Origin of the sequence: Pseudomonas laurylsulfativorans, from assembly GCF_002906155.1 — a bacterium.
Taxonomy (GTDB): domain Bacteria; phylum Pseudomonadota; class Gammaproteobacteria; order Pseudomonadales; family Pseudomonadaceae; genus Aquipseudomonas; species Aquipseudomonas laurylsulfativorans.
In genome coordinates, this window is the sequence record NZ_MUJK01000003.1 from 329816 (window position 1) to 353444 (window position 23629).

At 59.3% G+C, this 23629-nt stretch carries 22 protein-coding genes; 17 read left to right on the forward strand and 5 right to left on the reverse strand.

The features are described from left to right. Positions 1–13: 13 nt before the first annotated feature. From B0D71_RS11935 to B0D71_RS11995, 13 genes are all read left to right on the forward strand, one after another. Complete coding sequence (locus B0D71_RS11935; RefSeq protein WP_103394940.1) at positions 14–1099, forward strand: IpaD/SipD/SspD family type III secretion system needle tip protein; 1086 nt, start codon at positions 14–16, stop codon at positions 1097–1099. 113 nt (positions 1100–1212) lie between these two features. Beyond that, on the forward strand, positions 1213–1455 hold the full coding sequence (locus B0D71_RS11940; protein ID WP_240635689.1) for an acyl carrier protein: 243 nt from the start codon (positions 1213–1215) through the stop codon (positions 1453–1455). A 345-nt stretch (positions 1456–1800) separates the two neighbouring features. Continuing rightward, positions 1801–3384, forward strand: a complete 1584-nt coding sequence (locus B0D71_RS11945) for a winged helix-turn-helix domain-containing protein (protein WP_240635690.1) — start codon at positions 1801–1803, stop codon at positions 3382–3384. Then, complete coding sequence (locus tag B0D71_RS11950) at positions 3381–3833, forward strand: transglycosylase SLT domain-containing protein (RefSeq protein WP_103394943.1); 453 nt, start codon at positions 3381–3383, stop codon at positions 3831–3833. The genes B0D71_RS11945 and B0D71_RS11950 overlap by 4 nt, the downstream gene beginning before the upstream one ends. Before the next feature lie 126 nt (positions 3834–3959). Beyond that, entirely contained in the window at positions 3960–5132 is a 1173-nt protein-coding gene (locus B0D71_RS11955) for a PrgH/EprH family type III secretion apparatus protein (RefSeq protein ID WP_103394944.1), read from the forward strand. A gap of 10 nt (positions 5133–5142) precedes the next feature. After that, complete coding sequence (gene sctF / locus B0D71_RS11960) at positions 5143–5403, forward strand: type III secretion system needle filament subunit SctF (protein WP_103394945.1); 261 nt, start codon at positions 5143–5145, stop codon at positions 5401–5403. A gap of 59 nt (positions 5404–5462) precedes the next feature. Next, positions 5463–5771, forward strand: a complete 309-nt coding sequence (gene sctI, locus B0D71_RS11965) for a type III secretion system inner rod subunit SctI (RefSeq protein ID WP_103394946.1) — start codon at positions 5463–5465, stop codon at positions 5769–5771. After that, positions 5768–6490: an EscJ/YscJ/HrcJ family type III secretion inner membrane ring protein gene (locus tag B0D71_RS11970; RefSeq protein WP_103394947.1), complete on the forward strand. Its 723-nt coding sequence runs from the start codon at positions 5768–5770 to the stop codon at positions 6488–6490. Before sctI ends, B0D71_RS11970 begins: the two co-directional genes overlap by 4 nt. Then, positions 6477–7043: a secretion system protein gene (locus B0D71_RS11975; RefSeq protein WP_103394948.1), complete on the forward strand. Its 567-nt coding sequence runs from the start codon at positions 6477–6479 to the stop codon at positions 7041–7043. The genes B0D71_RS11970 and B0D71_RS11975 overlap by 14 nt, the downstream gene beginning before the upstream one ends. After that, on the forward strand, positions 7015–7734 hold the full coding sequence (locus tag B0D71_RS11980) for an oxygen-regulated invasion protein OrgB (RefSeq protein ID WP_103395262.1): 720 nt from the start codon (positions 7015–7017) through the stop codon (positions 7732–7734). The genes B0D71_RS11975 and B0D71_RS11980 overlap by 29 nt, the downstream gene beginning before the upstream one ends. Further along, entirely contained in the window at positions 7724–8161 is a 438-nt protein-coding gene (locus tag B0D71_RS11985; RefSeq protein WP_103394949.1) for a hypothetical protein, read from the forward strand. Before B0D71_RS11980 ends, B0D71_RS11985 begins: the two co-directional genes overlap by 11 nt. Before the next feature lie 43 nt (positions 8162–8204). After that, positions 8205–9587, forward strand: a complete 1383-nt coding sequence (locus B0D71_RS11990; protein WP_103394950.1) for a hypothetical protein — start codon at positions 8205–8207, stop codon at positions 9585–9587. 121 nt (positions 9588–9708) lie between these two features. Next, positions 9709–10728, forward strand: coding sequence for a quinone-dependent dihydroorotate dehydrogenase (locus B0D71_RS11995; protein ID WP_103394951.1), 1020 nt, complete (start codon positions 9709–9711; stop codon positions 10726–10728). Positions 10729–11003: 275 nt separating this feature from the next. Here B0D71_RS11995 and rmf read toward each other — a convergent pair whose 3' ends face one another. Next, the gene (gene rmf / locus B0D71_RS12000) at positions 11004–11219 is read right to left on the reverse strand and encodes a ribosome modulation factor (RefSeq protein ID WP_003223300.1); all 216 of its coding nucleotides are present in this window, start codon (positions 11217–11219) and stop codon (positions 11004–11006) included. Positions 11220–11748: 529 nt separating this feature from the next. On the opposite strand from rmf, the gene rlmKL reads away from it, so the two are divergent. Together rlmKL and B0D71_RS12020 are read left to right on the forward strand one after the other, a co-directional pair. Beyond that, a complete protein-coding gene (rlmKL, locus tag B0D71_RS12010) occupies positions 11749–14019 on the forward strand; it encodes a bifunctional 23S rRNA (guanine(2069)-N(7))-methyltransferase RlmK/23S rRNA (guanine(2445)-N(2))-methyltransferase RlmL (protein ID WP_103394952.1) in 2271 nt (756 codons plus the stop codon). 208 nt (positions 14020–14227) lie between these two features. Further along, positions 14228–16627, forward strand: a complete 2400-nt coding sequence (locus tag B0D71_RS12020; RefSeq protein ID WP_103394953.1) for a sensor domain-containing diguanylate cyclase — start codon at positions 14228–14230, stop codon at positions 16625–16627. Positions 16628–16766: 139 nt separating this feature from the next. Here the strand turns inward: B0D71_RS12020 and dacB are convergent, their stop codons facing one another. After that, the gene (dacB, locus tag B0D71_RS12030) at positions 16767–18227 is read right to left on the reverse strand and encodes a D-alanyl-D-alanine carboxypeptidase/D-alanyl-D-alanine endopeptidase (RefSeq protein WP_103394955.1); all 1461 of its coding nucleotides are present in this window, start codon (positions 18225–18227) and stop codon (positions 16767–16769) included. 234 nt (positions 18228–18461) lie between these two features. Here dacB and B0D71_RS12035 point away from each other — a divergent pair, with 234 nt between their 5' ends. Further along, positions 18462–18806: a YggL family protein gene (locus tag B0D71_RS12035; RefSeq protein WP_007971486.1), complete on the forward strand. Its 345-nt coding sequence runs from the start codon at positions 18462–18464 to the stop codon at positions 18804–18806. Between the two features lie 159 nt (positions 18807–18965). Here the strand turns inward: B0D71_RS12035 and B0D71_RS12040 are convergent, their stop codons facing one another. After that, positions 18966–20159, reverse strand: a complete 1194-nt coding sequence (locus tag B0D71_RS12040) for a benzoate/H(+) symporter BenE family transporter (protein WP_103394956.1) — start codon at positions 20157–20159, stop codon at positions 18966–18968. A 346-nt stretch (positions 20160–20505) separates the two neighbouring features. Between B0D71_RS12040 and B0D71_RS12045 the strand changes: the two genes are divergently transcribed. Next, positions 20506–21270 (forward strand): GntR family transcriptional regulator, encoded by a 765-nt coding sequence (locus B0D71_RS12045; RefSeq protein ID WP_103394957.1) that lies wholly within the window; start codon positions 20506–20508, stop codon positions 21268–21270. A 162-nt stretch (positions 21271–21432) separates the two neighbouring features. Here the strand turns inward: B0D71_RS12045 and guaD are convergent, their stop codons facing one another. Beyond that, positions 21433–22737, reverse strand: coding sequence for a guanine deaminase (gene guaD / locus B0D71_RS12050; protein WP_103394958.1), 1305 nt, complete (start codon positions 22735–22737; stop codon positions 21433–21435). A 23-nt stretch (positions 22738–22760) separates the two neighbouring features. Further along, complete coding sequence (xdhC, locus tag B0D71_RS12055; protein WP_103394959.1) at positions 22761–23618, reverse strand: xanthine dehydrogenase accessory protein XdhC; 858 nt, start codon at positions 23616–23618, stop codon at positions 22761–22763. Positions 23619–23629 lie beyond the last annotated feature (11 nt).

Below are 23629 nucleotides of genomic sequence, written 5' to 3' on the forward strand. Positions count from 1 at the left end.
GTGAGGAAACAGCATGAGAATCGCAGAGCCCTCACTACCGGCAAACAGCGTCCCTGCTGACTTCAATGCCATTGTTGATGCGCCGTTGCCTGCCGAAATGCCTGTCGAGGTCCACGCCGGGTTTTCCCTTACGCAATTGCTTGAGCGCTCGGTCAAGGCGCTGAATCGTAATCTGGAAAATATGCTCAAGTACCCGGCAGGCGTTCCAAGAGCGCTTCAAGGCTCGCCTGCGGAGGTTTTGGCGCAGTATTTTTCGTCTGCCGAGTTTGTCGACCCGACTCACGCTAAACAGATTCGATCGCTGATGTTGATACACCAGATACAGCAGAGTGGAACGGTATTCACTCATTGCCTCGAAACGCTGCCAATGGAGCAACGTCAGCAACTCTACGATGAGAAAGATCGTATTCTCGATGAGCTGAGACAAATGTCGATGCCGGATGAGATCGCTGACGAGTTTGACCTGGAAATTAATGCTTCAAATGAGTTCTTTGACAAACTGCTCGAGCTGATTGACCTGATCAAGAACCGTTACCTGGCCGGTTATGAGCATATCATTGCAGCCTATTCGAACTTCTTTTCCGACTTCAATGCGGACATTACCGCGAAGTTGAAAGACTGGATTGAAGGCGCCAATGAGGGCAAAGAAGTCAAGTTGAATGTCGGTGCGCTGAGAACAGCACTCAATGACCTGATCGCTAAGTACAGCCATCCAAATTCTGCATCCGTGCTGTTTCCCCAACCCGGAAAAGGAGGCACGAACAGGGCGGAAGCAGAAAAGTGGCGAGAAGCGCTGGGGCTGCCTGCAAGTTGCCTCAAGCAAAATCCCGACGGCAGTTACTGCGTAGTCATCGACACCGGGCCGCTATGGAGAATGCGCGAGAGTCTTCCATCCGGCGGCTGGGTTACTTGGGATACCGCCAAATTCCAGGCTTGGCAAACCGGCTTCAATGCCCAGGAAGAGCGCATGAAGAACACATTGCAGTCCTTTACCCAAAAATATTCGAATGCCAACGCTTATCACGATAACTTCAATAAGACCTTGTCTTCACATCTGAATCAGTTTGCAGATATGTTGAAAGCTATGTTGAATTTTTGAAGCGGAGCTGTCGCATATCAGTAAAAGAATATTCTTGAAGCGGGCGTGGTACTGGCTTGTCCGGGCTGGAGTCGTGCCCGGATTTTTTGTTGGAGGGAGTAATGTCGGGTTTCATGAGTGATGATCTTGAATGTCAGGTTATACAGGTGCTGTCAGGTTATTTGCGGGTTGATCGACGGACGATCAAGTCGGATTCACGACTGGTGGAAGATTTGTGCGTTGATTCCGTGGGTGTTGTAGAGATTGTTATATCCATCAATGAGGCGTTTGGTATCGATCTACCGGATGCTGATGTGACGGCGTGGCGTACGGTCGGTGACATTTGTTGTTTGGTGAGAAAGTGCAAGTGGGGGTGAGCGTTTAAAAACAGTCTGCCGTTACGATTGTAAGGCGTGTTTTTTCATTTTGTGAGAGTCGTATTTCTTTGCTACGGGTTACGGGTCGATGCTTGATTTTTAAAGAGAGCTTACTGATTGTGTCGTACTTTCCTACGTCACAGGGTTACTAGTCCTACGGAATCCTCCTACTCAACTTCCTATAGTCACGCGGCTTGTCATCTCGAGCCTGATCACCCACAGCGCTTGATTGCGCTTGAGTAACTTTCTATAGAGAAATTTCAAAATATGGACAGTGCAACTGATCAATCGCCGGTCAACTCATTCGTTTTTGACCACTGGCTATTGCAAGGCGATGGAACGCTGATGCGAGATGGAGAGGGCGTTCACGTCCCACCCAAAGAGTTGAACGTACTGCGCCTGCTGCTGAAGTCGGCGGGGTCGGTCGTCAGCAAGGATTATTTGCTGGACCATGTATGGCCCGAGATGGATGCAGCCGAAGAATCGTTGACCCGCTGCATTTACGCATTGCGCAAGCTACTCAGGGAAAACAAGGATTTCATTGCGACCGTGTACGGCCAGGGTTATCGATTTACCTGTGCGGTTGTCGAACTCGACACATCTGCTCAGGCGAGGACTGTGGCGCCTTCGCTGGCTGTTCTGCCGTTTCGCAATCTGGGGGAGACGGCAGCGCTGGATCTGCAAGATGTGATGATCCGTCAGTTGACCACGGCGTTCGGCGAGGTATTGCACGTCATTCCCTCGGGATTGATAGCGGCTTATGCACAACCCGTCGACGTGCGGTCGCTGATCGGGCAGTTGTCCGCGGACTTCTGTTTGAGCGGGCGTTGTAGCGGCCCGAGCGATCAGCGGCAATGGTCGGTCGAGTTGATCCGTGGCCGCGATCACTTTCTGCTGCATGGGCAGACACTGGATGCCCGTGATCTCGGGGCGGCGCTCGGGGCATTGACGTGTCTGGTTGCGCAGCGTGCTCCCGGCTTGCATCTGGTTGGTGATGCCTGCTCCTCATACCCGGCCGCGGTGGCGTACCTGCGTGGTTTGTGCAGCGTGCAGCAGCACACTCCACAAAGTCTGCGCGATGCGCTGGTGCAGTTTCGCCAGTGCCTGAAGCTTGATGCCGGTTACACACTGTCCTGGTGTGGTTTGGCGGATGCGTGGCTGGGGCAGGCAATGATCGGGTTGTGTTATCAGGGCCGGGCAATCGATGAGGCACAATCGGCGATTTCCAATGCCTTGGCATTGGACCCTGGCAACATCCCTGCATTGGCTCGCCTGGCGTTGCTCACCAGTCTGCGCGGCTGCGAACAGGCGGCCCAGGTGCTTTTCCACCGCTGTCTGCTGGCTGCCGATCAGGCAGACGTTCATTACTTTCATGCCTGGCATCACTGGTTCTGGCGGCGCAACGCGCAGGCTGCGCAAAGTATCGACAATGCTCTGCGGCATGATCCTGATTGCGTACGGGCACAGGTCTTGCGTATGCGCATTGCGCTTGCCGCAAGTCCCGAGTCGGCCGTGCTGATGGCTCGTCGAGCTCTGCAACAGGGCGCCTCGGGCAATTCGTTGCTGGTGATTCTGTATGTCGTGGTGTTGGCTTACTTTGGCCAGCACACGGCAGCCTGGGACGAGCTCGAACAGGCTGGGCTCTGCGAAAGCGCAGTCGGTGAACAGGGACTGGCTGCCTGGAATGTGCTGTTCGGCGTCAATCCATTCAATGCCCGCGACCTGTATGAGAACTGGCGGGCTCTGGCCAGGCTGCGATCCGTTGATGGCATTGCGTTGTCGCGTTGGTCCGGTTTGTCAGGTGTTCCGGTGGTTGAGCCGCTCTGGAGTTCTTTGCAACGAGCGCCTCATGTGCACTATCAAGCCTCGACGCAGGATCATCCTGTTCGCGAGCGACCGACGCTGGTCAGCGAGCGGCGTCTGGCATGACGCCGCGCAGCATCAAGTGGCTAACGGTGCTGGTGTGCCTTGGCGCGAGCCAGGCGCAAGCCTGGTGCTGGAGTCAGGCGGGGACGCGACATGCGATCGAACCCGAACTGCTTAGAGCGATTGCCGATGTCGAATCGGGACAGAATCCGAACGCAATGAACTACAACAAGGACGGTTCGCGAGACATCGGGCTCATGCAGATCAATAGCCATCATCTACCCCGTTTGAGCGCTCAGGGCATCACTGAGCAGCGCCTGCTGGATGATCCTTGCCTGTCAGTTGAAGTCGGTGCCTCGGTGCTTGCCGATTTTATCGCGCGTTACGGCTACAACTGGACGGCAGTGGGTGCCTATAACGCTGGCAATTCTGCTCAACGGCAAGCCGCGCGCCTGCGCTATGCGCACAAGGTCTGGCAGCGTTACCAGGTGTTTTCCCTGGCTCGACAATGAGGGTGCCATGAGCGCTGGCGCAAGATTCTGATCCTGTGCAGGGCGCGATCAGCAGAATTCGATCATGAAGCCTGCCGCCAGACTTTCTACCATGCCCGCTCATTTCATAGCCCTGGAGCTTGAACGGTGACAGTTCTGCCGGCCCCCGACCCGCAACCTTGCGTTCTACGGATACTCAATGGCGCGCTGCAAGGTTGCGAATTCCCCCTCGGTGAAAGCACAACCCTGTTCGTGGTAGGGGCTGTGGAACTGTTGGGAGAGGGGGTACTGACTGCCAGCGTCCCGGCGGATGCGATCTTCGTTCCCCTGGCGTCGGGGGGATGCAATTTTGAAGTATTGGCCGGTCAAGTCACGCCGCAAGGCCTGCCGCTGCGGGTGCTCGATGAGTCAATGGAAATACGCCACTGTGCTTTCCACACCAGGGTGCAGATCGGCGGCCTGCAAATCGCCTTGCGGCCTGAAGAGCAGCCCTGGGCACCTGAACTTCTCGGGCTACAACCTGACGCGACCTCTGAAGCCGCCGCTGTCGTGTGGTGGCGTGCCCCTTGGTCTGGATGGGTCGCCAGCGGCCTGGCGCTGGCTGCCCTGGTCACCGCGGTCGGCGTCTGGTCGGTGCCTGGACCCACACCTGAAACCGATGTTCGCGCGTTGATCACCGGAGCCAGTGACGAAGCCAAGGTGTTGAGTGGTCGTGACCATGCGATCTATGTGTTCGTGGCTTCCGAACGCGATGCGGGTTGGAGTCGGCAAGTGCTGGTGCGCCACAACACGCTGAGCGGCAAAGTGCTGGTGATGGACCAGGAGCGTCGTCGGCTGGAGCATTTACTGGTTGACCATGATCCACAACTGGCCTGGCACTCCATTGATCTGAAGGAACCATCGGTACCGCGACTGTTGCTAAGTGCACAACGCAATCTGCTCACACCTCAAAAACAGGCAAAGCTGCTCGATGCACTGCTTTCGGCCGCGCCATATGCCCAGAACATAACGGTGCAAATGCAGGATGACAGCCTGCTCGTCGATCTGGCGCAAGAGGGGTTGCAGCGCCTGTCACTGGCCTTCAGCCGCATTGAGCATGAGGACAGTGTCACGTTTGCCGTTGCAGGCAATTTGCAGGATTCCGAACTGGCGAACGCTCGCCGGTACATCGACAGCTTTTACCGGCAGTGGGGTGATCGCTACGTGCACTTCACCGTCGAGCTCAAGGACGACTTGCTCAAGGACAAGTCGTTCCAGACCGGCCCACAGGGCTACATCAAGATGACCACGTCATCCTGGCATTTTCCTACACAACACTAAAAGGTGACTCATGGCCGACATTGGTATCCCCATCGACTTTGCCGATGACTTTCTCGGGCGTCAGGCCGAGGCATTCGAAAACGGTGCATCCAAACTCAAGGACGCATTGGACAAAGCGCTGGATGACTTGAAGAAAGATGCATCGGACCCTGGTCTGCTGGCGGCTTATCAGGCCGCGTTTTCGTCCTACACGGTGTTTCGAAACGCTCAGACCAATACGATCAAGGGCTTCAAGGATATCGACATGGCGATCATCCAGGCAGCTCGCTGACGCTTGCTTTTTGACCGGCCATTGGTACGCGTCAATGGCCATTTTCATGAGTGCATTGCATGGCTATTCAAAACATTTCTCTGTCTGGCGTCGGCCGATCGGTCTTTACGGAATTGCGCGGCCCCCACGAAGGCCCGATCGTATCCCTTGAGTCCCGATTGATCGAAGCGTTTGCCGGTTCCGCGGTCAATAGCGAGCAGGACGTTTCAGCCATCAATCAGATGCTGCAGCGCCCGGATATCACCAATCCCGAAGTACTGGCCCAGTTACAGGAGCTGACCGGGCAATACAACGTGGACATCAACTTGCTTAACGTACTGGTCCGCAAAGCAGTAGGCACTGCCGAAACCCTGCTGCGTGCCTCATGAAGCCAGGCGTTTTGCTGATGCTGTTGTGCCTGGCGCTGTCGGGGTGTCGCCAACCCAATCTGCTCGAAGGGCTGGATCAGCAGCAGGCCAATGAAGTGCTGTCGGTGCTGCAGCGCAATAACATTGCTGCGGTGAAAGTCGATGCTGGCAAAACCGGCTATGCGGTGAAAATCAATCAGGTCGATTTTTCCGCGGCGGTCGATTTGCTCAACCTCTATTCCTTGCCTTCGCGGCCGCGCCTGCAAGTGGCGGAGATGTTTCCTGCCGACTCGCTGGTGGCCTCGCCCCGCGCTGAAAAAGCCCGGCTTTATTCGGCGCTGGAGCAGCGCATCGAACAGTCGCTGGGTGTACTCGAAGGCGTGGTGTCGGCGCGAGTGCACGTCAGTTACGACCTGGAGGCCGGCGAAGGCGGGCGCAAGAAGCCGCCCGTCCACCTCTCGGCAGTGGCGATCCATGAGCTCGACGTCGATCCGCAATTGCTGATCACCGACATCAAGCGTTTTCTCAAGAACAGTTTTGCGGCGGTCGAATACGAGAACATCTCGGTGGTACTGTCCAGGCGCTCGCCGACCCAGCATATCGCGCCGTCCGCGGCCGCCACGCAAGGGCATTCGCACTGGATCTCGTGGTTGTCCGCGGTGACCGCATTGCTGTTGGCCAGTGGCGCAGCCTGGGCTTACCGCCAATCAAGCGCAGGGCAGCGTAATGTCGCACGCTGAGTGTTTATCGGAGATTCTCGCCGAGCCCCTGAGCTATCTGCATCCGCAGCGCCTGCCTTTGCCGGAGGAATTTACCGGGCCTGAGGCACGCGGTCTGCTCAACCGAATACTGCTCGAAGGTCTTGAAAAACGGTGGGCGTCGCCTGCGACTCCGCTGACGGCCGTGGCACGGCAATGGGTTCGCCATTGGCGACAGTTGCCTGATATCGCAAGGCTGATGGGCGCTTATCGCTTGATGCCCGATCTGGCGCGAGGCGCGACGTTGCTTCGCCTGCCATTGCCTCTACGTCGGTTCGCCGGTTGCAGCCTGGGTGTTCGATGCGCCCTGCCGATCGGGAACTCGCCTGTTTCGATAGAACAGGTCGAAGCCGCCGGCCTCAATGCGTTGTGGAGTTGGTACGAGCAGGTACCGCCAGTCTTGCTCGAACGCCTGCCCCTGCAATTTTCCGAACCGGTTGTTCGCCTGCACAGGCAGTGGCCGGTCACGCAACCCGATACAGCTCTTTTCTTTTTGGCGGTGCAACATGCTCGACGCTATCCGAACCCTGACTGACCTTCCCGTGGCGAGCGATGCGCTTGTGTCCCGCGAAGACATCGTCGCCGCACGTCGGCGTCGAGCGTTGCAGCAACAGGCTCAGCGCTGGGCCCGTGATTGTGTAGAGCAGGCTCGGCGTGACGCCGAAGCGGTTCACGCCCATGCCTTTTCGCAAGGCTATGCCGACGGCATCTTGCGCGTCATGGAGCATCTGGCTAACGGCTTGCTGGCGTCGCAGGCGTTGGGGCAGCAATTGCGCAGCGACCTTGCGCAGTCCGCTCGCGATTTGCTCACAGACGCGCTGAAGCGTCCCGAATGGCTGGACGAAATGTTAGAGCGTTGGCTGACGACACAACCGGCCGGCACCGGCGCAGTGTTGCACGTGTTGCTGCCGATGCATTGTCGGCCGCAGGGCAATGAACTTCGCGAGCGCTTGAGCAGGCTCTGGTCCGGCGAACTGGTCATCGACTATCACCCGCAAGAGCGCTATGTGGCGAGGCTTGCGGATCAACTGCTGGAATTCGATCTTGAAACGACGAGGCAACGACTGGAGCCGCGCTTGCTGGCGTGCGTGGCGAATCTGCCGGAATCGGTGCGCGCTCTGGACCGGGCTTCCATGCAGGCGCTCACGGATCTGTATTCGACCTTTGCCGAACGCTCGGCCGGTTGCACTGAAACTGCCCCGACCGAGGTTCGCCATGAAGATTGAAAGCGGTTTGAGTCTGCGCACGGTTGAGCGCGGGGCGCGCGCAACGGTCGAGTCGCTTGAGTCTCGTGTGCTTGCGGCCAGCCAGAACGTGCCTGAAAACAAGCGCCCGGACCCCGAATTCGAGCGCTTGTATGAGCGGCTGTCAGCCATGGAGGGGCAGGGAGAAAAGGCCATCCATGCGTTTCTCCGTTCGCTTCGAGGTGCAGATGGAGAGTCACCCGCGTACCCCACTGCCAAGGCGTTGATGGCAGTCACACTCCAGGTGCTGTTTCGATTGAAGGACGACGGTCTGGAAAAGTCGCAGCTTTATAAGGAAATCAAAGGGGCCAATGGCCTGGCGTTCGCCATGGACGCCTTCGTCAAGGGCTTCATGCGTGAGGTGTTTCAACCGATGGAGGATGAGGCTTGGGAGAAGAGTGAGTGGTGAGGCCGAGCAGTAAACATTTATTTAGCTGATCAGGGAAGCGACGATGATTGACTCGATTGGTGGTTCAACTGGAAATATCTTTGCTATTTCGGGCAATGACACTTCACGTGTCAGTTCAGCGAGCAACCGTTTGATAGACGCTCCTGATATCGCAAGCCCGGGTTTTCAAGCGCGAGCACTGGGATCCCCCAGGGAAGTAGCCGCGGGGATGACGCTCCTGGAGCGCAGGGTTGCGATTGAGTTGCAGGTGATCGAGGCAGGGCAGGGCGAGACAGACCAAACTTTGGCGACAGCGGTGCGGGGCTTCATTGAGGGGGAGGGCTTGCCGAGAGAGGGGGAATCTAGTGAGTTATTCACTAGAGCCGCCGAGTTGAATGCTCTTGATACCCAGCAAACCCGCGAAAGTCGAATGCAGTCCATTGTTGATGCGGGCTTGGAGTTGCTTGAGAGCGCCCGAGGGCCCGGGCTGAACCTGCTTAATGTTACGGCACGCACAGGCCTGGTCGTCGCGCTGACCACAGTATTACGTCAGTTGGTCGGTTATTACGTGGAGAAAGCTATCCGGGAGGGCGACTCACCCGAGGCATCTCGCGCATGGGAGGTGGCCGCCATAACGATGATTGGACCCGCGATGAGTCTGATGGGCGCCATCCGCGACGAGTGCGCGGGAACGGCCAGCCTTCAGTCACGACTGGGGCGCGTTTGCATGGCCAGCATTACGATGGGCGCGCTGATTGCCGCGCACGTGACCGGTGCTTCGAGCACCATGCTTTCGAGCATCATCAATACCAATATCTATACGGTGGCTCGAGATCTGGGCAACGCCTTCTTCCCTTTGCAGGACAACGCAGGCGCAGCCAGTGCCGGCGCTACCGGGGTAACCACGGTAGCTTTTGGCACAGTGCAATATCTGCTGGCGGAGCTGGGAGCCTTGATGCCGCTGAGCGGTCCGGGTCGATACGCGGCCGAACTTGGCTACAGCCTGGGCGCGGATGTCATCCAGGGGGTACTGAATGCCACGGGCGCTGTCATTGACGATTTCATCTTTATCCTGTGCAGAAGCTGGCCCTTGCTGTCTCCTTCGGCTGGACTGGACTCAGTGCTGTCCGACCCGGAGTCACTGCAGCAAAGTGTGCTGCAAGTACGTGCCGGGGCACGCCTGCCGTCAGGTGAGCAACTGGCCAGTGCATTTCTCAATGTCAACGCGTCCCGAACCTCGGCGTTTCAGGCCCTCAATCTTGCAGTGGCCGCGGCAGCCGTCGAGTTGGCCTTGACTGATCTGGGTGAGGGTACTCAAGGTCATGTTGTGAATGTCTGTGTAATGCTGATGCTGATGCTCATCTACTTTCCGTTCATCTGGAGTTGTTCCCAGCGTACTGACAATCAATGGTCGCCCGAGCAATTGCGCGAGAATCCTGCGCCGTAAAGGCTTTGCCTGGTGTCGTCAAGAATGTGGAGTGGGGCAGGGCTCATACATGTCCTCGCCTGTCCCCCTCCACCCGGCTATAATCGCCGCCACTTTTCACCGCCCTGAGTCAAACCCGCCCATGTACACCCTGGCCCGTCAGCTGTTGTTCAAACTTTCCCCGGAAACCTCCCACGATCTGTCCCTGGACTTGATCGGCGCGGGCGGGCGTCTTGGGCTCAACGGCTTGCTGTGCAAGGCCCCGGCGAAAATGCCGGTGAATGTCATGGGCCTGGACTTCCCCAATCCGGTGGGGCTGGCCGCCGGCCTGGACAAGAATGGCGCGGCCATCGATGGTTTCGCCCAACTGGGTTTCGGTTTTGTCGAAATCGGTACCATCACCCCGCGTCCGCAGCCGGGCAACCCGAAGCCACGCCTGTTCCGTTTGCCGGAAGCCGAGGCAATCATCAATCGCATGGGCTTCAACAACCTCGGCGTCGATCACCTGCTGGCCCGCGTGGCGGCAGCCAAGTACAGGGGCGTGCTGGGCATCAACATCGGCAAGAACTTCGATACGCCGGTCGAGCGCGCCGTGGATGATTACCTGATCTGCCTGGACAAGGTTTACGCCCACGCCAGCTATGTGACGGTCAACGTCAGTTCGCCGAACACGCCGGGCCTGCGCAGCCTGCAATTCGGTGATTCGCTCAAGCAGTTGCTGGCTGATCTGGCCGAGCGCCGCGCGGAACTGGCCTTGCGTCATGGCAAGCATGTACCGCTGGCAATCAAGATCGCGCCGGACATGAACGACGAAGAAACCGCACAGGTTGCGCAAGCGCTGATCGAAACAGGAATGGATGCGGTCATCGCCACCAACACCACCCTGAGCCGCGTAGGCGTCGAAGGCATGGAGCATGGAGACGAGGCTGGTGGTCTGTCCGGCGCACCGGTTCGCGACAAGAGCACCCATACCGTGAAAGTGTTGGCTGCGGAGTTGGGTGGTCGCCTGCCGATCATCGCTGCCGGTGGCATTACCGAAGGCAAGCACGCGGCGGAGAAAATCACCGCAGGCGCGAGCCTGGTGCAGATCTATTCGGGCTTCATCTACAAAGGCCCGGCGTTGATTCGTGAGTCGGTAGACGCCATCGCAGCCCTGCGCTGAAGAATAGGCAAACTGTGGCGAGGGGGGCTTGCCCCCGTTGGGCTGCGAAGCGGCCCCGAAACCAAACGACTCGGTGTGCCAGGAAAAACACGACTGCTTCGCAGCCGAACGGGGGCAAGCCCCCTCGTCACAAAGGTTTGTCGCGGTGTTTCTGGCAGGCATAAAAAAGGGCTCCTTGAAGGAGCCCCTGGGCCGGAGCCCGCGGTCCGGATGGGACACGCATGGTTAATTCAGTACAAAATCAAATTGTCGTGTCGGAGTGTTGTGCCCTGTAATTAGCCGACGGCGTGAAGTTCGTTGAGTCTGTGGATTCCTGCAGTGCCGGTCATACCGTCCCAGTTGTCGCCGCGTCCTTCTCGCCAGCCGTTAATCCAGGCTTGACGTACCGACGGTAGAGTAAATGGGCAAAGCTCACGGGATTTACCACCAACGCCATATTGATATCCGCGCAAAAATGCTCTTTCCAACGGATCACGCTTAAGTCTTCTCATAGGGTGTAGCCCTCACTTGTTGACTGTATTCATCGCGTCGACCTCTAAAGAGGTCTGGCAGAAAAACTCTGCCGTTGGGGCTCGTTGCCGGCGTGACGAGCCAAGGTGTTGGCGTCATTGCGGCGCCAACCTGTATTGAGTTCTAACCAATGCGTCACATCGAGGGAATGATCGTTTTGTCATAAGGACGTAACTATTGATGTGTTAAGGCCATAAGTAACAGTGTGTTTTTAGCGTATTTATTGGCCAAACCCCGGTATGATCGGCCCTGCACTGGATGATGGGCTTAATCCTTTAGTGAGAATGGCTCCCGTTGCCGGGAAGCACTATTCGACGAAGGGTCGACTTATGACATTTTATTGCATCAACTTTTTTATCTGTCCTTGCATCTAAGCTCATTTAACCCGAGCAGCAGGGGTGGAACGGCACACCTTCGTGCCACGCGGGCGCTCTTCGAGAAAAGCGCCTGATTGAAAACCGGACCGGCAATGCGTTGCCCGGTCACTCAGCTAAAGGTTCTGGAATTCCCATGTCCGATCATTTCGAACTCTTCCTCACTTGCCCAAAAGGCCTCGAAGGCCTGCTCATCGAGGAAGCCGTCGGGCTTGGCCTTGAGGAAGCGCGGGAACACACCTCTGCCGTGCGCGGCATGGCCACCATGGAAACCGCTTATCGCCTGTGCCTGTGGTCGCGCCTGGCCAACCGCGTGCTGCTGGTGCTCAAGCGTTTCCCGATGAAGGACGCCGAAGACCTGTACCACGGCGTGCTGGACATCGAGTGGCAAGACCACATGCTCAATGACGGCACCCTGGCCGTCGAATTCAGTGGCCATGGCTCGGGTATCGACAACACCCACTTCGGCGCGCTGAAGGTCAAGGACGCCATCGTCGACAAACTGCGCACCCCGCAAGGCGACCGTCCGTCCATCGACAAGCTCAATCCGGACCTGCGCATTCACCTGCGCCTGGACCGTGGCGAAGCCATTCTGTCCCTCGACCTCTCCGGCCACAGCCTGCACCAGCGCGGCTATCGCCTGCAGCAAGGTGCGGCACCTCTGAAGGAAAACCTCGCGGCCGCCATCCTGATCCGTTCCGGCTGGCCACGTATCGCGGCCGAAGGCGGCGCACTGGCCGACCCGATGTGCGGTGTCGGTACCTTTTTGGTCGAAGCGGCGATGATCGCCGCCGATATCGCGCCGAACCTGCGTCGCGAACAGTGGGGCTTCACCGCCTGGCTCGGGCACGTACCGGCGCTGTGGAAAAAACTCCATGAAGAAGCGTCCGAACGCGCCGCTGCCGGTCTGGCCAAGCCGCCGCTGTGGATTCGCGGTTACGAAGCCGACCCGCGCCTGATTCAACCGGGCCGCAACAACGTCGAGCGTGCCGGACTGAGCGAGTGGATCAAGATCTATCAGGGCGAAGTCGCGACGTTCGAGCCGCGTCCGGACCAGAACCAGAAAGGCCTGGTGATCTGCAACCCTCCGTACGGCGAGCGTCTGGGCGACGAGGCGAGCCTGCTCTACCTCTACCAGAACCTCGGCGAGCGCCTGCGTCAGGCCTGCCTGAACTGGGAAGCGGCGGTGTTCACCGGCGCGCCGGACCTGGGCAAGCGCATGGGCATCCGCAGCCACAAGCAGTATTCGTTCTGGAACGGCGCCTTGCCGTGCAAGCTGTTGCTGATCAAGGTGTTGCCGGACCAGTTCGTCACCGGCGAGCGCCGTACCCCGGAGCAGCGCCAGGTCGAGCGTGAGCAAGCCGCCTACGATCAGGCGCCAAACGAGCCGCAGGAACGCAAGTTCAACAAGAACGGCAACCCGATCAAACCGACGCCGGCACCGGCTCCGGTGGTCGAGCAACCGCGCCTGAGCGAAGGCGGGCAGATGTTTGCCAACCGCCTGCAAAAGAATCTCAAGACCCTGGGCAAGTGGGTCAAGCGTGAAGGCATTGACTGCTACCGCGTCTACGATGCCGACATGCCGGAATACTCCATGGCCATCGACCTGTATCACGATTGGGTCCATGTTCAGGAGTACGCCGCACCGAAATCCATCGACCCGGAAAAAGCTTCGGCCCGCATGTTCGATGCCCTGGCGGCGATTCCGCAGGCGTTGAACATCGACAAGAGCCACGTGGTGGTCAAGCGCCGCGAGCGTCAGAGCGGCACCAAGCAGTACGAGCGCCAGGCGGCGCAAGGCAAGTTCGTCGAGGTCAATGAAGGCGGCGTGAAGCTGCTGGTGAACCTCACCGACTACCTCGACACCGGCCTGTTCCTCGATCATCGGCCGATGCGCATGCGTATCCAAAAAGAGGCGGCCGGCAAACGCTTCCTCAATCTGTTCTGCTACACCGCGACGGCCAGCGTGCATGCGGCCAAGGGCGGCGCGCGCAGCACCACCAGTGTCGACCTGTCGAAAACCTATCTGGACTGGGCGCGTCGCAACCTGTCGCTGAACGGTTTTTCCGACAAGAACCGCCTGGAGCAGGGCGATGTGATGGCGTGGCTGGAAGCCAGTCGTGACGAGTACGACCTGATCTTCATCGACCCGCCGACGTTCTCCAACTCCAAGCGCATGGAAGGCGTGTTCGACGTGCAGCGCGATCAGGTGCAACTGATCGACCTGGCCATGGCGCGTCTGGCGCCTGGTGGTGTGTTGTACTTCTCCAACAACTTCCGCAAGTTCGAACTGGAAGCCAACCTCGGCGAGCGCTATGCGGTCGAAGAGATCACCGCCCAGACCATCGATCCGGATTTTGCCCGCAACGCCAAGATTCATCGCGCCTGGAAAATCACGGCTCGTTGATACCTGGATCCCTGTAGGAGCGAGCTTGCTCGCGATGGACCCGAAAGCGCCGCGTGTATTCAGAAAGCACGCGTTATCGTTATCGACCATCGCGAGCAAGCTCGCTCCTACGGGGCCCTTCAGCGCTAGCCAAATTAGTGGCTAATAGCTATAACTCAACTCATGGCCAAAGGGCTTCCCCGCACCTGGCGTTTTGAGTTTGCGTTCTATGTCGTTGCACGCCGTGCGCCCCAAAATCCTGGGTTTTATCAGCGAAGATGTCTCGGCCTGGCTGGTCGCGATGCTGGTATTGCTTGTCGGCGGGGTGCTTACGGGCTTGCTGGCGTGGTCGACGCTGAATCTGTTTCACCATCAATTGCGGCAACGTTTCCAGCTGCTGGCCAGTGAGCGTTACAGCCGTATCGAAGAGCGTTTCGAAGATCAGGAGCAGCGCCTCGATGGCCTGCGCCGTTTTTTCGCCAATTCCGATTCGGTTTCCCGAGCGGAATTCGACGGCTACACCCAACCTTTGCTGCTGCGAACCCAGGCGTATTCCTACGCCCAACGGGTCTCCCGTGACGAGCGTGCGGCGTTCGAGCGTCGAGCGCGTGAAGAAGGCTTGAGCAGCTTCACGCTGAAAGAACTCAGTGCCGACGGCCAATTGCAACGGGCCGGCGAGCGAGATGAGTACGTAGCGGTGCTGTATAGCCAGACGCAAAGCAAACTCGGCGCTCCCCTCGGATACGACTTGCTGGCCCAGCCACAGCGGCGTGCCACGCTCGAACGGGCCGATCAGCATGGCGGTATGGCGGTATCCCAACCGATGCATCTGGTGAGTATCGAGCCGGCCTATGCACGAGGCGTGTTGCTGGTCGCGCCGGTCACTAAGCGCAACAGTCAGGACCACGAGGCCGCGAAGCCCTACGGTTATGTCATGGCTGTGATCAGCATGCGCCAGTTGCTGGCGGACGGACTGCCGGAAGCGAGCCGTGACTATCTCTCGGTGCGTATCCTCGATTTGTCGACCGTCGACCAGCACGAAGTGCTGTTCGAGTCGCCCAACCCGCCGGCCATCAGCGAGTTGTCCGCCACACGCCTGTTGCGCATGGCCGACCATGACTATCAAGTCGATATCCAGCCCAGCGACGCGTTCGTGCAGGCCAACCATTCCTCGGTAACCAGCCTGGTGGTGTTGGGTGGATTGCTCAGCGTGATGCTCAGTGCCTTGCTGTATGTGTTGGTCAGTCAGCGGCAGCGGGCGTTGAGGCTGGTCGAGCAACGCACCCAGGAGCTGCGCGATCGAGAGCAGGAGCTGCGCGGCACCCATGGTCAGTTGCGTGGCGTGCTCAATGCCGCCACCCAGGTTGCGATCATCGCCACCGACCTGCGCGGCGTCATCAGCACCTTTAACGCCGGTGCCGAGCAGATGCTTGGCTATAGCAGTGCCGACGTGGTCGGTCATATGACCCTGGAGAACCTGCACCTGCCCCGGGAATTGGTCGCTCGCTCGACGGAGTTGAGTGCGCGCTATGGCAAACCGGTGCCGACCTGCCAGGCGATGCTGGTCGAAGGCGGCGTGGAGGGCGGCCACGAGGCGCGGGAGTGGACGCTGGTGCGCGACGATGGCAGCCATTTGATGGTCAACATGCTCGCCACACCGGTGCTCGACGAGCAAGGCCTGTGGGTCGGGCACCTGGCGGTGTGCATCGACATCACCGAACGCAAACGGGTCCACGAAGCGCTCGCGGCGCGGGATCTGTTGTTGAAGAAACTCAGCGCCCATGTGCCCGGTGGCATCTACCAGTTCAAGATGGAGTTCGACGGGCGTTTCAGCGTGATTTACGCCAGCGACGGCATTCGCGAGATCTACGAACTGGAACCCGACGTGCTGCTGCTCAATGCCGAGTCGATCTTCACCCGGATTCACCCTCAGGACACCACCCGTGTCCGCGCCTCGATCCGCGCCTCGGCCGACACCCTCAGCCCCTGGCGCGAGGAGTACCGCGTGCAACTGCCGCAACGTGGTCTGCGTTGGGTTCGCGGCGAAGCCACTCCGGAGGAACTGCCCGGTGGCGGTGTGCTGTGGCACGGCTACATCTCGGACATTTCCGATATGAAGCGGGTGGAAGAAGAGTTGCGCGCGTTGTCGGTCACCGATTCGCTGACAGGCATCCACAACCGGCGTTATTTCCAGGAGCGCTTGACCACCGAAATGGTCCGGGTGGAGCGCGGCGGTGGGGATTTGTCGGTGATCATGCTCGATATCGACCACTTCAAGCGCATCAATGACCTGCATGGCCATGCCATCGGTGATCGGGTGTTGCAGGCGGTCTGTGAACGGATTGGTCACCGGCTGCGTCGCACCGATGTGTTCTGCCGCCTGGGCGGTGAGGAGTTCATGGTGCTGTGTCCGGATATCAGTGGTGAACATGCCTATGTGTTGGCCCAGCAATTGTGGCAAGGCCTGCGCAGTTCACCCATTGAAGGTGTCGGTACGGTTACCGCCAGTTTCGGGATTGCCAGTTGGCGGGTCGGAGAGGGCGCCGATGCCCTGCTGTTACGCGCGGATTCGGGGGTGTATGCGGCGAAACAGGCGGGAAGGGACCGGGTTGAGGAAGAGATGAACTAACCCGGGTTGTACGCTGACCCTTGTAGGCGCGAGCTTGCTCGCGATGGATTCGAGAGCGCCGCGTACATCCAGTATGTCCGCGTTATCGTTATCGACCATCGCGAGCAAGCTCGCTCCTACAAGGGGGCAGAACGGTGCTTTACAACACCGAAGCCGTCTGCGGCACTTTCGGTTGGCGGTATAGGTCCAGCAGTACCTGATCAAGCACCGAAGAAGCACCGAACGGGGCCTTGTCGTTGAGAATCGCCACCACCGCCCAGGTATTACCGTTAACGTCGCGACTGAAACCGGCAATCGCCCGCACGGTGTTCAGGGTGCCGGTCTTGACGTGGGCTTCGCCGCGCATCGCAGTGGTCTTCAGGCGCTTACGCATGGTGCCGTCGGTGCCGGCAATCGGCATTGAACTGATGTACTCGGCGGCATACGGGCTGTGCCATGCCGCTTCGAGCATCGAGGCCATTTCCCGGGCGCTGACGCGCTCGGAACGGGACAGGCCGGAACCGTTCTCCATCACCAGGTGCGGTGCGGTGATGCCCTTCTTCGCCAGCCACTGACGCACGACACGCTGGGCGGCCTTGGCGTCGTCACCATCGGCATCGGTACGGAAGCGTTGGCCGAGGCTCAGGAACAACTGCTGGGCCATGGTGTTGTTACTGTACTTGTTGATGTCGCGGATGATTTCCGCCAGGTCCGGCGAGAACGCCCGGGCCAGCACCTTGGCGTCTTTCGGTGTAGGTGCCAGCACATCTCGGCCCTGGATGCTGCCACCCAGTTCCTTCCAGATCGCGCGGACAGCGCCAGCGGTGTAGGTCGCATGGTCGAGCAGCGACAGGTAAGTCTGCGAGCTGCAGCCTTCACCCAGTTGACCGCCAACGGTAACGGCTACAGTGCCATCGGCTTGTGCCACCGGGTTGTATCGCACGCCACCGGTGCACTGCTTGGAATTGAGGGCTTTGACCTGGTTGTCGATGCGGATGCTCGCGATCGGCGGCTCCACAGAGACCAGTACCTTGCCCGAGTCATTGCGTGCGACGAAGCGCAGCGCCTTGAGGTTGACCAGCAGCGAGTCGGGTTTGACCAGGAACGGCTTGTTCTCGTCGTTGCCGTCGTCATTGAACTCCGGCAGTTGCGGTTGCACGAAGAAGGTTTTATCCAGCACCAGGTCACCAGTGACCTGGGTGACACCGTTGGCACGCAGGTCGCGCATCAACAGCCAGAGTTTTTCCATGTTCAGCTTCGGATCGCCGCCACCCTTGAGGTAGAGGTTGCCGTTGAGGATGCCGCCACTCAAGGTGCCGTCGGTGTAGAACTCGGTTTTCCACTGGTGGTTCGGGCCGAGCATTTCCAGCGCCGCGTAGGTGGTGACCAGTTTCATGGTCGACGCCGGGTTGACCGACACGTCGGCGTTGAACACCGTCGGGGTGCCGGGACCGGTAAGCGGGATCATCACCAGCGACAGGGCGTTGTCCTGCAACTTGCTGGCTTTAAGGGCTTTTTCAACGTTGGGCGACAACGCGGTATTGATTGGAGCGGCGGAAACAGAGAGGGCCAGGGGGAAAAGAAAACCAGCCAACAGCAATGGACGCAAAGATTTGATCATCTGAAATAAAACCCTACAGCCGAGGGGAAATAAGATGAGGGCATGAAGATAAATTCCCTCAATGGTCATGAAAGTGTCGGCATTATGCCCCAAGGTGTCACGAGTTGTGCCGCGCGCGGGCTGTCTGATCGGCTATTTTTTTACCGACGGTAGGCGTGGAGGCCCAGAGAGTCGGGCAATCGGCGGCTTAAACTGCTAAAGTGCCGCCCGTTATTACTTAAGAGGATTGTTCCAATGGCGACTAACCGTTCCCAGCGTCTGCGCAAAAAACTGTGCGTCGATGAATTTCAAGAGCTGGGTTTCGAGCTGAACCTGGATTTCAAAGAAGATTTGGCTGATGAAGCCATTGATGCTTTCCTCGATGCGTTCCTCAAAGAAGCCATGGAAGCCAACGGCCTGGGCTATGTTGGCGGCGACGACTACGGTCTGGTTTGCCTGCAGAAGCGTGGCTCGGTCAGCGCTGAACAGCGCGCTGCCGTTGAAGCCTGGCTCAAAGGCCGCACCGAGCTGACCAGCGTTGAAGTCAGCCCGCTGCTGGACGTCTGGTACCCGGAAAAGCCGATCAATCCGGTAGCTTGATGTTCAAAAAAACGGCGACCTGAGGGTCGCCGTTTTTTTTGCTTTTTTTTTGTAGGAGCGAGCTTGCTCGCGATGGTCGTCAACGATAACGCTGGAAACCCGACACCCCGCAGTGCTCTCAGGTTCATCGTCGGAACGCCGCCCGGAGCAAGCTTGCTCCTACAGGGCCTTGCGCCAGTTCAGAATCACCAGCGTCACCACCCCCGCGACAATCCCCCAGAACGCCGAACCGATGGAAAACAGCGTCAGCCCCGATGCCGTGACCATGAAGGTGATCAGCGCCGCTTCCCGCTCCTTCACTTCGCTCATGGCGATGCTCAAGCCGTTGATGATCGAGCCGAACAGCGCCAGCGCCGCGATCGACAGCACCAGTTCCTTGGGCAGCGCGGCAAACAATGCCGCGAGCGTCGCGCCGAACACCCCGGCGATCCCGTAGAAAACCCCGCACCAGACCGCTGCGGTGTAGCGCTTGTTGCGATCCTCATGGGCGTGCGGCCCGGTGCAGATCGCCGCGCTGATCGCCGCCAGGTTGATCCCGTGAGAACCGAACGGCGCCAGCAGCAAACTGGCGATGCCGGTGGTGGTGATCAGCGGCGAGGCGGGCACCGTGTAGCCGTCGGCGCGCAATACGGCGATGCCGGGCATGTTTTGTGACGTCATGGCGACGACAAACAGCGGGATGCCGATGCTGATGGTCGCGGCCAGGGAGAAGTGCGGCGTGGTCCAGACCGGCGTGGCCACTTCCAGGTGGAAACCGCTGAAGTCCAGCAGCCCCATGAAGCCTGACAATGCGGTGCCAATCAGCAATGCCGCCAACACCGCATAGCGTGGGGACAGGCGCTTGACCACCAGATAAGTGACAAACATGCCCAGAACCAGGGCGGTGCGGTGTTGTGCGGCGACGAAAATCTCGCTGCCGATCTTGAACAGGATCCCCGCCAGCAGGGCGGCGGCCAGGGATGCCGGTATCTTTTTCACCAGCCGTTCGAAGCTGCCGGTCAGCCCGCAAATCGTCACCAGCACCGCGCAGGTAATGTAGGCACCAATGGCTTCGCCGTAGCTCACGCCGCCCAGGCTGGTGATCAGCAGCGCGGCGCCGGGGGTCGACCAGGCGATGGTGATCGGCGTGCGATAGCGCAAGGACAGGCCGATGGAGCACACCGCCATGCCGATCGAGATGGCCCAGATCCACGAAGAAATCTGCCCGCTGCTCAGACCCGCCGCTTGCCCGGCCTGAAACATCAGCACCAGGGAGCTGGTGTAGCCGGTCATCATGGCGATGAACCCGGCGACGATGGCCGAGGGCGAGGTGTCGGCCAAGGGGCGGAGCTGCGTGTGGGTGGCGTCGTTCATGACGGTGGTGTTCCTTATACAGATGAAGATGTCCGCTGCAACGCAACCCTCTGTAGGCGCTGGCTTGCCAGCGAGGGCGCCCTTGAGTCTGGCGCAAGCCTCAAGACCGAATCGCCGGCAAGCCGGCTCCTACAGTGATGCAAACGCTGCGGATTCTGCGTTAAAGCCTAAACTCAAACGTATTGGATCGTTGCGATACAGCGGAAGTGACAAACAGCCGTACAGTCGTGTTGCTACTAAGCATTGTGTACAATCGGCATGTTTTTTACGCGATACTTGCCAGCGACCCACTGTGCCGTATTACAGTCACGGTCAATTCGCCGCAGTTCTTCCGACTCGAGTGCCCATGAACGAACAGTTGCAACCCCTAAAGAAACAACCGCGAGCAGGCAAAGCCGGCCGCAGCGGTACCCAGGACGATATTGTCTACGCGCATATCTTCGAGGCCATCCTCGAACAGCGTCTGGCGCCCGGCACCAAGTTGAGCGAAGAAGCGCTGGGGGAGATTTTCGGGGTCAGCCGCACCATCATTCGCCGCGCCTTGTCGCGCCTGGCCCATGAAGGCGTGGTGTTGCTGCGTCCGAATCGCGGCGCCGTGGTCGCCAGCCCGAGCGTCGAAGAAGCCCGTCAGGTGTTCATGGCCCGCCGACTGGTGGAGCGCGCGATCACTGAACTGGCTGTTCTGCACGCGACCGCCGAGCAGATTGCCGAATTGCGCCAGATGGTCAACGACGAGCGCGACAGTTTTTCCCGTGGCGACCGTGGTGCGGGCATCCGCCTGTCGGGTGAATTCCACCTGAAACTGGCCGAAGCGGCGAAAAACGCCCCGTTAATCAGCTTTCAGCGCAGCTTGGTGTCGCAAACCTCGCTGATCATTGCCCAGTACGAAAGCGGCAACCGCTCCCACTGTTCCTACGACGAGCACACCCAGTTGATCGACGCCATCGAGAAGCGCGACGGTGAGCTGGCGGTGAACCTGATGATGCATCACATGGATCACATCGACAGCAAGCTCAACCTCGACGAGGAAAGTGCGTCGGATGATCTGCATGCGGTGTTCTCGCATTTGTTGCAGACCAAGAAACCAGGGCGCTCGCCAGCGAAAATCTAACACCGCCCCCTGTAGGAGCGAGCCTGCTCGCGATGGTCGTTAACGATTACGCGGGAAGCCTGACACCCCGTGGCGCCCTCGGGTTCATCGCGAGCAAGCTCGCTCCTACAAAAAATCCCCCGTAATCTGACGATTGCGGGGGATTTTTTATGCCCGGAAACCTTAGCGCTGATGCACCAGATTCCCCGCCGCATAGGTCTGCAGCACAGTCCGGTCATCCCCCAGCGTCATCAACACAAACAACGTCTCGGCAATGTTGTTGGCCTGCTGCAAGCGATAGCTCAGCAGCGGCGTAGCGTTGTAGTCCAGCACCAGGAAGTCGGCGTCGGTGCCCGGTTGCAGGTTGCCGATCCTGTCTTCCAGGCGCAGTGCGCGGGCGCCGCCGAGGGTGGCCAGGTACAGCGACTTGAACGGGCTCAGGCGCGCACCTTGCAGCTGCATGACCTTGTAGGCTTCGTTGAGGGTTTGCAGCAGCGAGAAACTGGTGCCGCCGCCCACGTCGGTGCCGATGCCGACGTTGAGCTTGTGCTTCTCGGCCATCGGCAGGTTGAACAGGCCGCTGCCGAGGAAGAAGTTCGAGGTCGGGCAGAACGAGATGGCCGAACCGGTTTCCGCCAGTCGCGCGCACTCGTCATCACACAGGTGTACACCGTGGGCGAACACCGAGCGCTCGCCGAGCAACTGGTAGTGATCGTAGACGTCCAGGTAGCCTTTACGCTCCGGGAACAGTTCCTTGACCCACTCGATTTCCTTGAGGTTTTCGCTGATGTGGGTCTGCATGTACAGATCCGGGTATTCGGTCAGCAACTGGCCGGCCAGGGTCAGTTGTTCCGGGGTGCTGGTCGGTGCGAAGCGCGGGGTGACGGCGTAGTGCAGGCGACCCTTGCCGTGCCAGCGCTCGATCAGCGCCTTGCTTTCGACGTAGCTGGATTCGGCGGTATCGGTCAGGTAGTCCGGGGCGTTGCGGTCCATCATCACCTTGCCGGCGATCATCCGCAGGTCCAGCTGCTCGGCGGCTTCGAAGAATGAGTTCACCGATTGCGGGTGCACGCTGCCGAACACCAGCGCCGTGGTGGTGCCGTTGCGCAGCAGTTCCTTGATGAAAATGTCCGCGACCTGGTCGGCGTGGGCCTTGTCGGCGAACTGGCTTTCGCACGGGAAGGTGTAGGTGTTGAGCCAGTCCAGCAATTGCTCGCCGTAGGCGCCGACCATGCCGGTTTGCGGCAGGTGGATGTGGGTGTCGATGAAGCCGGGGGTGATCAGCGCGTCCTGGTAGTGGGTGATTTCGATATCAGCCGCCAGGGTCGGCAGCAGTTCGCTGGCGTGGCCGAGGGCGCTGATCTGGCCGTTATCCACAACCAGCAAGCCGTCTTCGAAATACTCGTAGGAGGCTTCGATACCCACTTCGGCAGGGTCGGCGATGCTGTGCAGGATGGCGGCGCGGTAGGCTTTGCGAGTCAAAGGCATGTGGGTTCTCAATGTCTGGCTTGTCAGTTCGAGGCAGCTTGCTTCGAAGCGTGGCTGCGGCGTGAAGCGGGCAGCAGTTTGGCAATCGGTTCGGCGCTGGACGTTTGCTGGCCGAAATTGGCGTTGTAGGTGGCGATGATCTCGCCGGCGATGGAGATGGCGATTTCCACAGGCAACTTGCCTTTGACTTCGCCGATGCCCATCGGGCAGCGCATGCGTTGCACGACGCTGCTGTCGAAACCGCGGTCGCGCAGGCGATGTTCGAACTTGACGCGTTTGGTCTTCGAACCGATCAGGCCGAAGTAGGCGAAGTCGTTGCGCTTGAGGATCGCAGCGGTCAGTTCGAGGTCGAGTTGATGGTTGTGGGTCATCACGATGCAATAGCTGCCAGCAGGCAGATCATCGATTTCATCCACAGGTTCTTCGGAAACGATTTTGCGCACGCCATGGGGGATCTGCTCGGGGAACTCCTCTTCCCGCGAATCGATCCAGCGCACCCGGCAAGGCAGGCTGGCCAGCAGCGGCACCAGGGCGCGGCCTACGTGACCGGCACCGAACACGGCGATCTGCGCTTGAACCTGTCCCATCGGTTCGAACAGCAAAACGGTTGCACCACCGCAGCATTGGCCGAGGCTGGCACCGAGGCTGAAACGCTCCAGATGGGTGTCCTGCTTGCCGCTGGCGAGCATCTCGCGGGCAATCTGCATGGCCTTGTATTCCAGGTGCCCGCCACCGATGGTGTCAAAGGTCTGGTTCGCGCTGATGACCATCTTCGAGCCAGCGTTGCGCGGCGTAGAGCCGAGCTCTTCGATGATGGTGACCAGCACGCAGGGTTCACCGCGGTTTTGCAGGTCGGCGAGGGCGTCGATCCAGTTGTACATGTTCACCTCGA

Bases quoted from the DNA above. Each gene is read 5' to 3' on its own strand.
- B0D71_RS11995 (WP_103394951.1), top strand. From the start codon at position 9,709: ATGTACACCCTGGCCCGTCAGCTGTTGTTCAAACTTTCCCCGGAAACC.
- B0D71_RS11970 (WP_103394947.1), top strand. From the start codon at position 5,768: ATGAAGCCAGGCGTTTTGCTGATGCTGTTGTGCCTGGCGCTGTCGGGG.
- B0D71_RS11975 (WP_103394948.1), top strand. From the start codon at position 6,477: ATGTCGCACGCTGAGTGTTTATCGGAGATTCTCGCCGAGCCCCTGAGC.
- B0D71_RS11945 (WP_240635690.1), top strand. From the start codon at position 1,801: ATGCGAGATGGAGAGGGCGTTCACGTCCCACCCAAAGAGTTGAACGTA.
- B0D71_RS11985 (WP_103394949.1), top strand. From the start codon at position 7,724: ATGAAGATTGAAAGCGGTTTGAGTCTGCGCACGGTTGAGCGCGGGGCG.
- dacB (WP_103394955.1), bottom strand. From the start codon at position 18,227: ATGATCAAATCTTTGCGTCCATTGCTGTTGGCTGGTTTTCTTTTCCCC.
- sctF (WP_103394945.1), top strand. From the start codon at position 5,143: ATGGCCGACATTGGTATCCCCATCGACTTTGCCGATGACTTTCTCGGG.
- B0D71_RS11950 (WP_103394943.1), top strand. From the start codon at position 3,381: ATGACGCCGCGCAGCATCAAGTGGCTAACGGTGCTGGTGTGCCTTGGC.
- B0D71_RS11980 (WP_103395262.1), top strand. From the start codon at position 7,015: ATGCTCGACGCTATCCGAACCCTGACTGACCTTCCCGTGGCGAGCGAT.
- rmf (WP_003223300.1), bottom strand. From the start codon at position 11,219: ATGAGAAGACTTAAGCGTGATCCGTTGGAAAGAGCATTTTTGCGCGGA.
- sctI (WP_103394946.1), top strand. From the start codon at position 5,463: ATGGCTATTCAAAACATTTCTCTGTCTGGCGTCGGCCGATCGGTCTTT.
- guaD (WP_103394958.1), bottom strand. From the start codon at position 22,737: ATGCCTTTGACTCGCAAAGCCTACCGCGCCGCCATCCTGCACAGCATC.
- B0D71_RS12020 (WP_103394953.1), top strand. From the start codon at position 14,228: ATGTCGTTGCACGCCGTGCGCCCCAAAATCCTGGGTTTTATCAGCGAA.
- B0D71_RS11935 (WP_103394940.1), top strand. From the start codon at position 14: ATGAGAATCGCAGAGCCCTCACTACCGGCAAACAGCGTCCCTGCTGAC.
- B0D71_RS11990 (WP_103394950.1), top strand. From the start codon at position 8,205: ATGATTGACTCGATTGGTGGTTCAACTGGAAATATCTTTGCTATTTCG.
- B0D71_RS11940 (WP_240635689.1), top strand. From the start codon at position 1,213: ATGAGTGATGATCTTGAATGTCAGGTTATACAGGTGCTGTCAGGTTAT.
- xdhC (WP_103394959.1), bottom strand. From the start codon at position 23,618: ATGTACAACTGGATCGACGCCCTCGCCGACCTGCAAAACCGCGGTGAA.
- B0D71_RS12040 (WP_103394956.1), bottom strand. From the start codon at position 20,159: ATGAACGACGCCACCCACACGCAGCTCCGCCCCTTGGCCGACACCTCG.
- B0D71_RS12035 (WP_007971486.1), top strand. From the start codon at position 18,462: ATGGCGACTAACCGTTCCCAGCGTCTGCGCAAAAAACTGTGCGTCGAT.
- rlmKL (WP_103394952.1), top strand. From the start codon at position 11,749: ATGTCCGATCATTTCGAACTCTTCCTCACTTGCCCAAAAGGCCTCGAA.
- B0D71_RS12045 (WP_103394957.1), top strand. From the start codon at position 20,506: ATGAACGAACAGTTGCAACCCCTAAAGAAACAACCGCGAGCAGGCAAA.